The following is a 14,180-nucleotide window of genomic DNA, read 5'->3' as shown; positions in this document are numbered from 1 at the left end:
GCCGTTGTCCGAGCCGACCGATAACCTGCGGGAACACATGAACGAGGCCGGGAGCGACGGCCGGAGGGGAGGGGCCGCGATGCGGGTGCTGGGCGTGGACCCGGGGCTGACCAGGTGCGGAATCGGCGTCGTCGAGGGCGTCGCGGGCCGCCCGCTGCGCATGCTCGGCGTCGGTGTGGTCCGCACCCCGGCCGACGCCGAGATCGGGCAGCGTCTGGTCCTCATCGAGCAGGGCATCGAGCAGTGGCTGGACGAGCACCGCCCCGAATACGTCGCCGTGGAGCGGGTGTTCAGCCAGCACAACGTGCGGACGGTGATGGGCACCGCCCAGGCCAGCGCGGTCGCCATGCTCTGCGCGTCCCGGCGCGGGCTGCCCGTCGCCCTGCACACGCCCAGCGAGGTCAAGGCCGCCGTCACCGGCAGCGGCCGGGCCGACAAGGCACAGGTCGGCGCGATGGTCACCCGGCTGCTGCGGCTCGATGCACCGCCCAAGCCGGCCGACGCCGCCGACGCCCTGGCCCTCGCCATCTGCCACATCTGGCGCGCTCCCGCCGTGAACCGCCTCCAGCAGGCCCATGCGGCCGCCCGCCGCACCTCCGTTCAGCACCCCGGCCTCCGGTCCCGGGCACCCCAGAAGGGCACCACCCGATGATCGCCTTCGTCAGCGGCCCGGTCGCCGCGCTCGCCCCGGACTCCGCCGTCGTCGAGGTCGGCGGCGTCGGCATGGTGGTCCAGTGCACACCGGACACCCTCTCCGGACTGCGCGTCGGCCAGGAGGCCCGGATCGCCACCTCGCTGGTGGTCCGCGAGGATTCCCTGACGCTGTACGGCTTCCCGGACGACGACGCCCGGCAGATCTTCGAACTGCTGCAGACCGCCAGCGGCGTGGGCCCCCGCCTCGCCCAGGCGATGCTCGCCGTGCACGCCCCGGACGCACTGCGCCGGGCCGTCTCCACCGGCGACGAGAAGGCGCTCACCGCGGTGCCCGGCATCGGCAAGAAGGGTGCCCAGCGGCTGCTGCTGGAGCTCAAGGACCGGCTCGGAGAGCCGCTCGGTGCCCCCGCCGGGGCCCGCGGCGTGGGCAGCGCCGTCACCTCCTCCTGGCGCGACCAGCTGCACGCCGCACTGATCGGCCTGGGCTACGCCACCCGCGAGGCGGACGAAGCGGTGGACGCCGTCGCCCCGCAGGCCGAGGCGGCCACGGCCGAGGGAACCGCCCCGCCCGTTCCGCAGCTGCTGCGCGCGGCGCTGCAGACCCTCAACCGCAGCCGCTAGGGGGCCCGGCGTGTGGATCAGGCCGGACCGGCGCGCTGCCTGCGGTGCGGGGGAGACCTCCCCGGGGCACCGGGCGCGCCGCGAGCCCGGCAGGATGCACCGGACCGACCCCTGGCAGCCGTGCGCCGACCACCGTCGACAGATCCGAACCACATCGCGAGGCGAACCGCAGTGAACTGGGACGACACCACCCCCGAGGCAACGGAGCGACTGGTCGAGGCCGTCGCCGATGGTGAGGACCAGGCCATCGAGGCCGCGCTGCGGCCCAAGGACCTGACGGAGTTCGTCGGCCAGGAGCGGGTCCGCGAACAGCTCGACCTGGTGCTGCGGGCGGCCCGGCAGCGCGGTGCCACCGCCGACCACGTCCTGCTCTCCGGCGCCCCCGGCCTCGGCAAGACCACCCTCTCCATGATCATCGCCGCGGAGATGGGCGCCCCGATCCGCATCACCTCCGGCCCCGCCATCCAGCACGCGGGCGATCTCGCCGCGATCCTCTCCTCGCTCACCGAGGGGGAGGTGCTGTTCCTCGACGAGATCCACCGGATGTCCCGCCCCGCCGAGGAGATGCTCTACATGGCGATGGAGGACTTCCGGGTCGACGTGATCGTCGGCAAGGGCCCGGGCGCCACCGCCATCCCCCTCGAACTGCCGCACTTCACCCTGGTCGGCGCGACCACCCGGGCCGGGCTGCTGCCGCCCCCGCTGCGGGACCGCTTCGGTTTCACCGGCCACATGGAGTTCTACGAGCCGGTCGAACTGGAGCGCGTCATCCACCGCTCCGCCCGGCTGCTGGACGTCGGCATAGAGCCCGAGGGAGCCGCGGAGATCGCCGGCCGGTCCCGCGGCACCCCGCGGATCGCCAACCGTCTGCTCCGCCGCGTCCGGGACTACGCGCAGGTCAAGGCGGACGGCGTGGTGACCCGGGAGGTCGCCGCCACGGCCCTCGGGGTGTACGAGGTCGACGGCCGCGGCCTGGACCGCCTCGACCGCGCCGTGCTCTCCGCCCTGCTCAAGCTGTTCGGCGGCGGCCCCGTCGGCCTGTCCACGCTCGCCGTCGCGGTGGGGGAGGAGCGTGAGACGGTGGAAGAGGTCGCCGAGCCGTTCCTCGTCCGCGAGGGGCTGCTCGCCCGGACGCCCCGCGGCAGGGTCGCGACCCCCGCGGCCTGGGCGCACCTCGGGCTGACGCCGCCGCAGCAGGGCGGCGCAGGCCAGGGACAGCAGGGGTTGTTCGGAGCGTGACCACGACGTGACGGCGCGGAGACTCGCCGCGGGGGGAACCCCGGTGACATGCTGTGCGTTGTTCCACCGGTGCGGACTCGCCTAGACTCCGCCGATGCCGTCCGGATCGGACGGCCAAAACCATCCCCGAAGACCAGGCCGCCGTAGGCGCGCGGTCGTGCGAAGGATTTCCGGCCCGTGAATATCGTGACTCTCCTCCCGTTCATCGTGCTCATCGGGGCCATGTTCCTGATGACCCGGTCGGCGAAGAACAAGCAGCGCCAGGCCGCGCAGATGCGCGACCAGATGCAGCCGGGTACCGGCGTCCGCACGATCGGCGGCATGTACGCCACCGTCAAGGAGGTCGGCGACGACACCGTCCTCCTCGAGGTCGCTCCCGGCGTCCACGCCGTCTACGCCAAGAACTCCGTCGGCGCGGTCCTCGAGGACGCCGAGTACAACCGGATCGTCCACGGCATCGAGCCCGAGGGCGACCTCAAGGTCGACGGCCCGTTCGTCCCGGACGACGCCTCCACGCTGACCGACGGCGACGCGCCCGCCACGACCGGCTCCGACTCGGCCAAGATCGACCTGGGCAAGTCCGACGCCGCCGACGCGAAGGCGCAGGACGCCGAGCAGGGCGAGCCGAAGGACACCAAGGCGGACGGCGACGCCGACGCGAAGTAAGCCCTCCGGCGGGCCGCGCCGCGCCCCGCAGGGGAACCGCTCCGTCGGGGGCGGCATCCTCCTGTGCGCGCAACGCGGCCCCCGGACGGTTTAGGCTCCGGCGGGGGGTACGTCCCCACACACACTTCGTGGCCGCCCGCGAATGACCTGCGGGGCGGTTGGACAGGGAGAATCGAGAAGGTGGCAGCACCGAAGAAGGGCCGGAAGCCCTCCGGGGGCCAGGGCAGGCCGGGGCGTGCCCTGGCCTTCATCCTGATCGCCATGGTGGCGCTGACCGGAGGCATGTTCATCTCCGGGCACACCACACCGCGCCTGGGCATCGACCTCGCGGGTGGCACGAGCATCACGCTCACGGCGAAGAACCAGCCGGGCCAGAAGAACGCGATCAACCAGACCAACATGAACACCGCGGTCAACGTCATCGACCGCCGTGTCAACGGCCTGGGCGTCACCGAGTCCGAGGTTCAGACCCAGGGCAAAGAGAACATCATCGTCAACATCCCCCGGGGAACGAACGAGAAGCAGGCCCGGAAGCAGGTGGGCACCACCGCCCAGCTGTTCTTCCGCCCCGTGCTGACGATCGCCCCCGGCGGGAAGACCCCGGCCCCCACCCCGAGCCCCTCCGCGAAGGACAAGGCGACCGGCCGGGACAAGCCCGCCACCGGTGACGGGGCCGAGAAGTCCGCGTCCCCGTCGGCGAGCCCGACCACCCAGGGCCGCGCCGTCACCGACGCGCTGAAGGCCGACGCCACGCCGAAGGCCACTCCTTCCGGTAAGCCCTCCGGCAAGCCCCAGCCCTCCACGCCCCCGGTGCCGCAGCCGCAGCCCGGTGCGAACGTGCCGCCCGCGCTGCAGAAGAAGCTCGCCTCGGTGGACTGCACCAAGCCCATCGAGCGCGCCCAGGCCGGACAGGGCGTCCAGGCCTCCGAGCCCACCATCGCGTGCAGCGACGACGGCAAGCAGAAGTACGTCCTCGGCCCGTCCGACGTCGCGGGCACCGAAGTCACCGACGCCAAGGCCGGTTACGACAACCAGCGGGGCAGCGGCTGGCTGGTCCAGCTCGACTTCAACGACAAGGGCTCGAAGCAGTTCGCCGCCTCCACCGGCAAGCTCGCCGGCCAGCAGATGCCGCAGAACCAGTTCGCCATCGTGCTGGACGGCCAGGTCGTCTCCGCGCCGAGCGTCAGCCAGTCCATCACCGGCGGCAACGCCGAGATCTCCGGCAGCTTCACCCAGCAGACCGCCGAGGACCTGGCCAACGTCCTCTCCTACGGTGCGCTGCCGCTGACGTTCGAGGAGTCCAGCGTCACCACCGTCTCCGCCGCGCTCGGCGGAGAGCAGCTGCAGGCGGGTCTGATCGCCGGCGCCATCGGTCTGGCCCTCGTGGTCCTCTACCTGGTGGTGTACTACCGCGGTCTGTCGATGATCGCGATCCTGAGCCTCCTGGCCTCGGCGATCCTCACCTACACGATCATGACGCTGCTCGGCCCGGCCATCGGCTTCGCGCTGAACCTCCCGGCGGTCTGCGGCGCCATCGTGGCGATCGGCATCACCGCCGACTCGTTCATCGTGTACTTCGAACGGATCCGGGACGAGATCCGCGAGGGCCGGACGCTCCGCCCCGCGGTCGAGCGCGGCTGGCCCCGGGCCCGCCGCACCATCCTGGTCTCCGACTTCGTGTCGTTCCTCGCCGCCGCGGTGCTGTTCGCCGTCACGGTCGGCAAGGTGCAGGGCTTCGCGTTCACCCTGGGTCTCACCACCCTGCTCGACGTCGTCGTGGTCTTCCTCTTCACCAAGCCGCTGATGACGATCCTCGCCAAGCGCAAGTTCTTCTCCAGCGGCCACCCCTGGTCCGGTCTCGATCCGGAACGCCTCGGCGCCAAGCCGCCGTTGCGCCGCAGCCGTCGCACCGCCGCCCGTACCGACCACCCGAAGGAGGCGTGAGATGTCGCGACTGGGCAACATCGGCGCCAGGCTGTACCGCGGTGAGGTCGGCTACGACTTCGTCGCCAAGCGCAAGATCTGGTACGGCGTCTCCATCCTGATCACCATCGTGGCCATCGTGGGCCTGGCGGTGCGTGGTCTGAACATGGGCATCGAGTTCTCCGGCGGCGCGGTCTTCACCACCCCGAAGACCACGGTCTCCGCCGCCCACGCCCAGGAGAAGGCGGAGAAGGCCTCCGGCCACGACGCCATCGTCCAGAAGCTGGGCAACGGCGGTCTGCGGATCCAGATCACCGACGTCGGCACCGAGAAGTCCGACCAGATCCGCGAGGAGCTGGCCAAGGACTTCAAGCTCTCCTCGCAGTCCATCAACGCCGAACTGGTCGGACCGAGCTGGGGCGAGCAGATCGCCAACAAGGCCTGGCTGGGCCTCGGCATCTTCATGGCCCTGGTGGTGGTCTATCTCGCCATCGCCTTCGAGTGGCGCATGGCCGTCGCCGCGCTCATCGCCCTGGTCCACGACCTCACGATCACCGTGGGCATCTACGCCCTGGTCGGCTTCGAGGTCACCCCGGGCACCGTCATCGGTCTGCTCACCATCCTCGGCTACTCCCTCTACGACACCGTCGTCGTGTTCGACGGTCTGAAGGAAGCCAGCAGGGGCATCACCAAGCAGACCCGCTGGACCTACAGCGAGATCGCCAACCGCAGCCTCAACGCCACCCTGGTCCGTTCCATCAACACCACGGTCGTGGCCCTGCTCCCGGTGGCCGGTCTGCTCTTCATCGGCGGCGGCTTCCTCGGCGCCGGCATGCTGAACGACATCTCGCTGTCGCTGTTCGTCGGCCTGGCGGCCGGTGCGTACTCCTCGATCTTCATCGCGACCCCGCTGGTCGCCGACCTCAAGGAGCGCGACCCGAAGATGAAGGCCCTGGCCAAGCGGGTGCGGGCCAAGCGCGCCGCGGCCGCCGCCAAGGGCGGGGACGCACTGGCGGAGGACGAGGCGCACGGGGCCGGCGAGGCCGCCGGTGTCGTCGGCCAGCGCGCCCAGCCGGCGTCCGGCGACCGCGGCGGCCGGAACCGTCCCTCGGGCGGGCGCCGATGAGCGCCACGCCGGAACTGCGGGAGCTGCTGCTCTCCCGGATCAGGGACGTGCCGGACTATCCGAAGCCGGGCGTGATGTTCAAGGACATCACCCCGCTCCTCGCCGACCCGGCGGCGTTCTCCGCCCTGACCGAGGCCCTCGCGGAGCTCTGCGTCCGCAACGGCGCCACCAAGGTCATGGGCCTGGAGGCGCGCGGCTTCATCCTCGCCGCCCCCGCCGCCATACGGGCGGGCCTCGGCTTCGTCCCCGTCCGCAAGGCGGGCAAGCTGCCCGGGGCGACCCTGTCGCAGGCGTACGAGCTGGAGTACGGCAGCGCCGAGCTCGAGGTGCACGCCGAGGACCTGACGCCCGAGGACCGCGTCATGGTCATCGACGACGTCCTCGCCACCGGTGGCACCGGCCATGCCTCGCTGGAGCTCGTCCGTCGGGCGAAGGCGCAGGTCGCCGGGGTGGCCGTGCTCATGGAGCTGGGCTTCCTGGCCGGCCGCGGACGCATCGAGTCCGCCCTGCGGGGCGCTCCGCTGGACGCCCTGATCACCATCTGAGGCACCGCGTACGCGAGGGGCGGGCCACCGGCGACGACCGGGGCCCGCCCCTCCGTCGTGCCCCGGCCCCGCGGTTCCCGGCGGGTCCTCGATACCATGGGCAGTCCGGACCTGATCGGGGGGCCGGACCTCCCTCCCTGTCCGCCTGCGGCACGGAGGGCCATCACGAGGAGTGCTCTTGCCAGACGAGGCCCAGCCGCTCTCCCCCGGACGGAGTCCGGAGGGAACCCCAGCCGCGCGACAGCAGAAGGCCTCGGCCGAGGCCGCGGCCGGAGACACGCCTGCCAAGAAGGCGTCCGACGCGGTGAAGGCCACCCCTGAATCCCGGCCGAAGGCCCCCGCCGACCGTCCGGCCGGCAGCCCGGGCACCACCGGTGCGTCCGTGGCCCGGCCCCCGCAGAACGGCCCGGCCCCCCGCTCCGCCTCCTCCAACCGGGTACGCGCCCGGCTCGCCCGCCTCGGCGTGCAGCGCTCCAGCCCGTACAACCCGGTCCTGGAACCGCTGCTGCGGATCGTCCGGAGCAACGACCCCAAGATCGAATCCACCACGCTGCGCCAGATCGAGAAGGCGTACCAGGTGGCCGAGCGCTGGCACCGCGGCCAGAAGCGCAAGAGCGGCGACCCCTACATCACCCACCCGCTAGCCGTCACCACGATCCTCGCCGAGCTCGGCATGGACCCGGCGACCCTGATGGCCGGCCTGCTGCACGACACCGTCGAGGACACCGAGTACGGGCTCGACACCCTGCGCCGCGACTTCGGTGACCAGGTCGCCCTGCTGGTCGACGGCGTCACCAAGCTCGACAAGGTCAAGTTCGGCGAGGCCGCCCAGGCCGAGACCGTGCGCAAGATGGTCGTCGCCATGGCCAAGGACCCGCGCGTCCTGGTCATCAAGCTCGCCGACCGCCTGCACAACATGCGCACCATGCGCTATCTCAAGCGGGAGAAGCAGGAGAAGAAGGCCCGCGAGACCCTGGAGATCTACGCCCCGCTGGCGCACCGGCTGGGCATGAACACCATCAAGTGGGAGCTGGAGGACCTCGCCTTCGCGATCCTCTACCCCAAGATGTACGACGAGATCGTGCGGCTGGTCGCCGAGCGGGCGCCCAAGCGCGACGAGTATCTGGCGGTCGTCACCGACCAGGTCCAGGGCGACCTGCGCGCCGCCCGCATCAAGGCCACCGTCACCGGACGGCCGAAGCACTACTACTCCGTCTACCAGAAGATGATCGTCCGCGGCCGGGACTTCGCGGAGATCTACGACCTGGTGGGCATCCGCGTCCTCGTCGACACCGTCCGCGACTGCTATGCGGCACTCGGCACCATCCACGCACGGTGGAACCCGGTGCCCGGGCGGTTCAAGGACTACATCGCGATGCCCAAGTTCAACATGTACCAGTCGCTGCACACGACGGTCATCGGGCCCAGCGGCAAGCCCGTCGAACTCCAGATCCGCACCTTCGACATGCACCGCCGGGCCGAGTACGGCATCGCCGCGCACTGGAAGTACAAGCAGGAGGCCGTCGCGGGCGCCTCCAAGGTCCGCACCGACGTGCCGCGCAACGCCGGCAAGGGCGCCGGCCAGGACACCGTCAACGACATGGCCTGGCTGCGCCAGTTGCTGGACTGGCAGAAGGAGACGGAGGACCCGGGCGAGTTCCTGGAGTCGCTGCGCTTCGACCTCTCCCGCAACGAGGTCTTCGTCTTCACGCCCAAGGGCGACGTCATAGCGCTGCCGGCCGGAGCCACTCCCGTCGACTTCGCGTACGCCGTGCACACCGAGGTCGGCCACCGCACCATCGGTGCCCGGGTCAACGGGCGGCTGGTGCCCCTCGAATCCACCCTGGACAACGGTGACTTGGTGGAGGTCTTCACCTCCAAGGCCGCCGGGGCCGGCCCGTCCCGCGACTGGCTCGGCTTCGTCAAGTCCCCCCGCGCCCGCAACAAGATCCGCGCGCACTTCTCCAAGGAGCGCCGCGACGAGGCCATAGAGCAGGGCAAGGACGCCATCGTCCGGGCCATGCGCAAGCAGAACCTGCCCATCCAGCGGATCCTCACCGGCGACTCGCTGGTGACTCTGGCGCACGAGATGCGCTACCCGGACATCTCCTCGCTCTACGCGGCCATCGGCGAGAACCACGTCTCCGCGCAGAACGTCGTGCAGAAGCTGGTCCAGGCGCTCGGCGGCGAGGACGCGGCCAACGAGGACATCGCGGAGACCACTCCGCCGATCCAGCGCCGCACCAAGCGGCGTTCCAGTGCCGATCCCGGTGTCGTCGTCAAGGGCGTCGACGACGTCTGGGTGAAGCTGGCCCGCTGCTGCACCCCCGTGCCCGGCGACCCGATCATGGGCTTCGTCACCCGTGGCAACGGCGTCTCGGTGCACCGCCAGGACTGCGTCAACGTCGACTCGCTCTCCAAGCAGCCCGAGCGGATCCTCGAGGTCGAGTGGGCTCCCACCCAGTCCTCGGTCTTCCTCGTCGCCATCCAGGTCGAGGCACTGGACCGCTCCCGGCTGCTCTCGGACGTCACCCGCGTGCTGTCCGACCAGCACGTCAACATCCTGTCCGCGGCCGTGCAGACCTCCCGCGACCGGGTGGCGACCTCCCGCTTCACCTTCGAGATGGGCGACCCCAAGCACCTGGGCCATGTGCTCAAGGCGGTGCGCGGGGTGGAGGGCGTCTACGACGTCTACCGGGTGACGTCGGCCCGCCGGCCCTCGTAGGGCGTGGTTCGAAGGTCCCGGCCGCCCGGGACACGAAGCGGCCCCGGTGCGTCAGCACCGGGGCCGCTTCGCGCAGCGGACCGGGAAGGTCAGCCGCCGAACTCCTCAAGACCCTTGAGCGCCTGGTCCAGCAGCGCCTGACGGCCCTCGAGCTCCCTCGCCAGCTTGTCGGCCTTGGCGTTGTTGCCCGCCGCACGGGCCGCGTCGATCTGCGAGCGCAGCTTCTCCACCGCCGCTTCGAGCTGCCCGGTCAGACCCGCCGCACGGGCCCGCGCCTCCGGGTTCGTCCGCCGCCACTCGGCCTCCTCGGCCTCCTGGATCGCGCGCTCGACCGCGTGCATCCGCCCCTCGATCTTCGGGCGGGCGTCCCGCGGCACATGACCGACGGCCTCCCACCGCTCGTTGATCGAACGGAAGGCCGAACGGGCCGCCTTCAGGTCCGAGACCGGAAGGAGCTTCTCGGCCTCGACCGCCAGCTCCTCCTTACGGGTCAGGTTCTCCCGCTGCTCGGCGTCCCGCTCGGCGAAGACCTCACCGCGCGCCTGGAAGAACACGTCCTGGGCCCCGCGGAAGCGGTTCCACAGGTCCTCCTCGGCCTCGCGCTGGGCGCGGCCCGCGGCCTTCCACTCCGACATCAGCTCGCGGTACCGGGCGGCCGTCGGACCCCAGTCGGTGGAGCCGGACAGCGCCTCGGCCTCGGTGACCAGCTTCTCCTTGGTCTTCCGGGCCTCCTCGCGCTGCGCGTCCAGCGACGCGAAGTGCGCCTTCCGCCGCTTGGAGAACGCCGAACGGGCGTGCGAGAAGCGGTGCCACAGCTCGTCGTCCGTCTTCCGGTCCAGCCGGGGCAGGCCCTTCCAGGTGTCGACCAGGGCCCGCAGCCGCTCGCCCGCGACCCGCCAGTGGTCGCTCGCGGCCAGCTCCTCGGCCTCGGCGACCAGCGCCTCCTTGGCGTGCCGGGCCTCGTCGGACTGCTTCGCCTTGGCCGCCTTGCGCTCCTCACGGCGCTTCTCGACCTCGCCGACCAGCGCGTCGAGCCGCTTGCGCAGTGCGTCCAGGTCGCCGACGACATGGTGCTCGTCGAGCTGCTGCCGCAGATGGTCGATCGCCGTCGTCGCGTCCTTGGCCGACAGGTCGGTGGTCCGCACCCGGCGTTCGAGGAGGCCGATCTCGACGACCAGGCCGTCGTACTTGCGCTCGAAGTAGGCCAGGGCCTCCTCGGGAGTCCCCGCCTGCCACGATCCGACGACCTGTTCGCCCTCGGCGGTACGCACGTACACGGTCCCCGTCTCATCGACGCGGCCCCACGGGTCGCTGCTCACAGCGCCTCCTCCACATGATGCCGGCACGGGCGCGCAGCCCGTGGGCATCGTCCACAGTTCTCCCTCCTCGCCCCCTTCGGGGAGGAGGGGCCCGGACCGGGCCGCGCCCGAGCCGGTCCGACACGCTGCTCATTTCCCGCCCTCGCGGGGCAGGGCGGCAGCCGTCGGAGCAGGCACCCTGCCATACGCAAACATAGGCGACCCGCAGGCCGGCTGTCCGCCCAGCGCGACCGAAATTTCACCGCCGCCCGGGTCAGGACGTCCGCACTACGGCCTTGTCGATCACGACGGTGGCGTTGGGCGCGGTGTTGTCGTGGCCGTCCGGCGGGGCCGCGCCCGCGTCGGCGATCTTCTTCAGCACGTCCGTGCCGCCGGTGATCCTGCCGAACGGCGTGTAGTCCGGCGGCAACTTGCTGTCCCGGTACACGAGGAAGAACTGGCTGCCCCCGGTGTCCCGGCCCTTCCCGGTCCCCGCCTGGTACCGGTTCGCCATGGCGACCGTCCCGGCCGGATAGACGCCGCCCTCGAGCCGGGAGTCCTTCAGGTTCTCGTCCGGGATGGTGTACCCCGGACCGCCCTCGCCGGTGCCCTTCGGATCGCCGCACTGCAGCACGAAGATGCCGCCCTCGGTCAGCCGGTGGCACCGGGTGTGGTCGAAGTAGCCCCGGCCCGCCAGGAAGTTGAACGAATTGACGGTGTGCGGAGCCTTCGCCGTGTCGAGCGCGACCTCGATGTCCCCGCAGGTCGTCCGCAGCTCCATCGTGTAGCCGGCCGAACGGTCGACGGAGAGCGCCGGCTCCTTCTTCCACTGCCGGGTACCCGGCTTGCCCGGCGCGGGCTTGCGGCACGGATCCGGCGCCTTGCTCGTGGCGGAGGGGTCCGGCGCGGCGCCGTCCTCCCGCCCGTCGCCGCTGAGCCCCACACTCGCGTACACCGCCGCACCCGCCGCGAGGACGACGGCGAGGCCCGCCGCCAGCACCGCGGTCCTCCGCCGTGTCCTGCCGTGCTGCTCGGCCCGCCGCTGCTGCTGCCGTGCGAACTTCTCCCGGGCGAGTTGCCGTCGCCGCTGGTCCCTCGTGGCCACCGGTGGTCTCCCTTGAGCCGTCTCGTCTGATGTCCCCCGGACACTCGAGCCGTACCGTATACGGGTTCGCTGTGGCGGGACCGTCGCCGGTAGGCTCTGAACTGCTCAGATTCTTGTGTCGGACGACTCTTAAGGACGATCGTGCTCATTGCCGGGTTCCCCGCCGGGGCCTGGGGGACCAACTGCTACCTGGTCGCCCCCGCCGCCGGCGAGGAGTGCGTGATCATCGACCCGGGCCACGAAGCGGCCCCCGGCGTCGAAGAGGCACTGAAGAAGCACCGTCTCAAGCCGGTCGCCGTGGTGCTCACCCATGGGCACATCGACCACGTCGCGTCGGTCGTGCCGGTCTGCGGCGCGCACGACGTACCCGCCTGGATCCACCCCGAGGACCGCTACATGCTGAGCGACCCGGAGAAGGCTCTGGGACGCTCCATCGGCATGCAGCTGATGGGCGACCTGACCGTGGGCGAACCGGACGACCTGCACGAGCTCACCGACGGTGCGAAGCTCGACCTCGCGGGGCTGGAGTTCGGCGTCGCGCATGCGCCCGGCCATACCAAGGGGTCGGTGACCTTCCGGATGCCCGAGAGCGACGACATCCCGTCGGTGTTCTTCTCGGGCGATCTGCTCTTCGCCGGCTCCATCGGACGCACCGACCTGCCCGGTGGCGACCACGCCGAGATCCTCGACTCGCTGGCCCGTGTGTGCCTGCCGCTCGACGACTCGACCGTGGTGCTGTCCGGCCACGGCCCCCAGACGACCATCGGCCGCGAGCGCGCCACCAACCCGTACCTCCGGGATGTGGCCGCCGGCCTCGGAGCCGCCGACCGCGCCGCTCCGCGACGAGGAATGTGACGAGACTTCTCCCGTGACCACCTTCCAGGCCCCCAAGGGCACGTACGACCTGATCCCGCCGGACTCCGCGACCTATCTCGCGGTACGCGAGGCGATCTCCGGCCCGCTGCGGCGCGCCGGGTACGGCTACATCGAGACCCCCGGTTTCGAGAGCGTGGAGCTCTTCTCCCGCGGTGTCGGCGAGTCCACCGACATCGTCACCAAGGAGATGTACACGCTCACCACCAAGGGCGGTGACCAGCTGGCGCTGCGCCCCGAGGGCACCGCCTCCGTGCTGCGCGCGGCGCTGGAGAGCAACCTCCACCGGCTGGGCAACCTGCCGGTCAAGCTCTGGTACTCCGGCTCCTACTACCGCTACGAGCGGCCGCAGGCCGGGCGCTACCGGCACTTCTCCCAGGTCGGCGCCGAGGCGATCGGCTCCGAGGACCCCGCGCTCGACGCCGAGTTGATCATCCTCGCGGTCGACGCCTACCGGTCCCTGGGCCTGAAGAACTTCCGCCTGCTGCTCAACTCGCTGGGCGACAAGGAGTGCCGCCCCGTCTACCGTGCCGCGCTCCAGGACTTCCTGCGCGGCCTCGACCTCGACGAGGACACCCGCAAGCGGATCGACATCAACCCGCTGCGGGTGCTCGACGACAAGCGGGACGCCGTCCAGAAGCAGCTCGTGGGCGCGCCGATGATGCGCGACCACCTGTGCGAGGCCTGCAAGGCCTACCACGAGCAGGTGCGCGAGCTGCTGACCGCGGCCGGCGTCGCCTTCGAGGACGACCCCAAGCTGGTGCGCGGCCTGGACTACTACACCCGCACCACCTTCGAGTTCGTCCACGACGGCCTCGGCTCGCAGTCCGCGGTCGGCGGCGGCGGCCGCTACGACGGCCTCTCCGAGATGATCGGCGGCCCGGCGCTCCCGTCGGTCGGCTGGGCGCTCGGTGTCGACCGCACGGTCCTGGCCCTCAGGGCCGAGGGCGTGGAGCTGGAACTGCCTTCCGCCACCGAGGTGTTCGCGGTGCCGCTCGGTGAGGAGGCGCGGCGCGCGCTGTTCGGCGTGGTCACCGAGCTGCGCCGGGCCGGGATCGCCACGGACTTCGCCTTCGGCGGCAAGGGCCTGAAGAACGCGATGAAGTCCGCCAACCGGTCGGGCGCACGCTTCGCCGTGGTCGCGGGCGAGCGGGACCTCGCCGAGGGCCTCGTCCAGCTGAAGGACCTGGAGACCGGCGAGCAGTCGCCGGTCGCACTCGACCGCATCGTCGACGAACTGCGCGGCAGGCAGGCCTGACACGGCCTTTCTTACGCGGGTCGAACGCCCACCGGACGAGGATGGCCGATCAGGGTCCCTCGTCCGGTGGAGACGGTCCGCCGACGGCCCTTATTGGGGCACAATGTGCCGTGTCCGGCAGGGCGCAATTCTTCGGGAGCGATGAAC

12 protein-coding genes are annotated in these 14,180 nt (G+C 71.3%); 10 read left to right on the top strand and 2 right to left on the bottom strand.

Annotated features, from left to right (window positions below):
* The first annotated feature begins 79 nt into the window (after positions 1–79).
* The 8 genes from ruvC to ABT112_RS14300 all read left to right on the top strand — a co-directional run bounded on the left by ruvC (position 80) and on the right by ABT112_RS14300 (position 9,499).
* The gene (gene ruvC, locus ABT112_RS14335; protein ID WP_351509375.1) at positions 80–652 is read left to right on the top strand and encodes a crossover junction endodeoxyribonuclease RuvC; all 573 of its coding nucleotides are present in this window, start codon (positions 80–82) and stop codon (positions 650–652) included.
* A complete protein-coding gene (ruvA, locus tag ABT112_RS14330) occupies positions 649–1,275 on the top strand; it encodes a Holliday junction branch migration protein RuvA (protein WP_351509229.1) in 627 nt (208 codons plus the stop codon). The genes ruvC and ruvA overlap by 4 nt, the downstream gene beginning before the upstream one ends.
* Positions 1,276–1,446: 171 nt before the next feature.
* A complete protein-coding gene (ruvB, locus tag ABT112_RS14325; protein WP_351509228.1) occupies positions 1,447–2,514 on the top strand; it encodes a Holliday junction branch migration DNA helicase RuvB in 1,068 nt (355 codons plus the stop codon).
* A gap of 177 nt (positions 2,515–2,691) precedes the next feature.
* Complete coding sequence (yajC, locus tag ABT112_RS14320) at positions 2,692–3,180, top strand: preprotein translocase subunit YajC (protein ID WP_351509226.1); 489 nt, start codon at positions 2,692–2,694, stop codon at positions 3,178–3,180.
* A 180-nt stretch (positions 3,181–3,360) separates the two neighbouring features.
* A complete protein-coding gene (gene secD / locus ABT112_RS14315; protein WP_351509224.1) occupies positions 3,361–5,124 on the top strand; it encodes a protein translocase subunit SecD in 1,764 nt (587 codons plus the stop codon).
* Between the two features lies 1 nt (position 5,125).
* On the top strand, positions 5,126–6,229 hold the full coding sequence (gene secF, locus ABT112_RS14310) for a protein translocase subunit SecF (protein WP_351509222.1): 1,104 nt from the start codon (positions 5,126–5,128) through the stop codon (positions 6,227–6,229).
* Complete coding sequence (locus ABT112_RS14305) at positions 6,226–6,774, top strand: adenine phosphoribosyltransferase (RefSeq protein ID WP_351509220.1); 549 nt, start codon at positions 6,226–6,228, stop codon at positions 6,772–6,774. Before secF ends, ABT112_RS14305 begins: the two co-directional genes overlap by 4 nt.
* A 178-nt stretch (positions 6,775–6,952) precedes the next feature.
* On the top strand, positions 6,953–9,499 hold the full coding sequence (locus ABT112_RS14300) for a RelA/SpoT family protein (RefSeq protein ID WP_351509217.1): 2,547 nt from the start codon (positions 6,953–6,955) through the stop codon (positions 9,497–9,499).
* 89 nt (positions 9,500–9,588) lie between these two features.
* Here the strand turns inward: ABT112_RS14300 and ABT112_RS14295 are convergent, their stop codons facing one another.
* Positions 9,589–10,818 carry a DUF349 domain-containing protein gene (locus ABT112_RS14295; protein ID WP_351509215.1) on the bottom strand — a complete coding sequence of 410 codons (1,230 nt, stop codon included), beginning with the start codon at positions 10,816–10,818 and terminating at the stop codon, positions 9,589–9,591.
* 253 nt (positions 10,819–11,071) lie between these two features.
* Positions 11,072–11,902, bottom strand: coding sequence for a peptidylprolyl isomerase (locus ABT112_RS14290; RefSeq protein ID WP_351509213.1), 831 nt, complete (start codon positions 11,900–11,902; stop codon positions 11,072–11,074).
* 141 nt (positions 11,903–12,043) lie between these two features.
* Between ABT112_RS14290 and ABT112_RS14285 the strand changes: the two genes are divergently transcribed.
* Positions 12,044–12,757: an MBL fold metallo-hydrolase gene (locus ABT112_RS14285; RefSeq protein WP_351509211.1), complete on the top strand. Its 714-nt coding sequence runs from the start codon at positions 12,044–12,046 to the stop codon at positions 12,755–12,757.
* A 13-nt stretch (positions 12,758–12,770) separates the two neighbouring features.
* Positions 12,771–14,033: a histidine--tRNA ligase gene (hisS, locus tag ABT112_RS14280; RefSeq protein ID WP_351509209.1), complete on the top strand. Its 1,263-nt coding sequence runs from the start codon at positions 12,771–12,773 to the stop codon at positions 14,031–14,033.
* Positions 14,034–14,180 lie beyond the last annotated feature (147 nt).

The organism is Streptomyces sp. NPDC002055, from assembly GCF_040296705.1.
GTDB lineage: Bacteria > Actinomycetota > Actinomycetes > Streptomycetales > Streptomycetaceae > Streptomyces.
The sequence above is the reverse complement of the archived record's forward strand: the minus strand, read 5'-3'. Positions and strand labels throughout refer to the sequence as shown.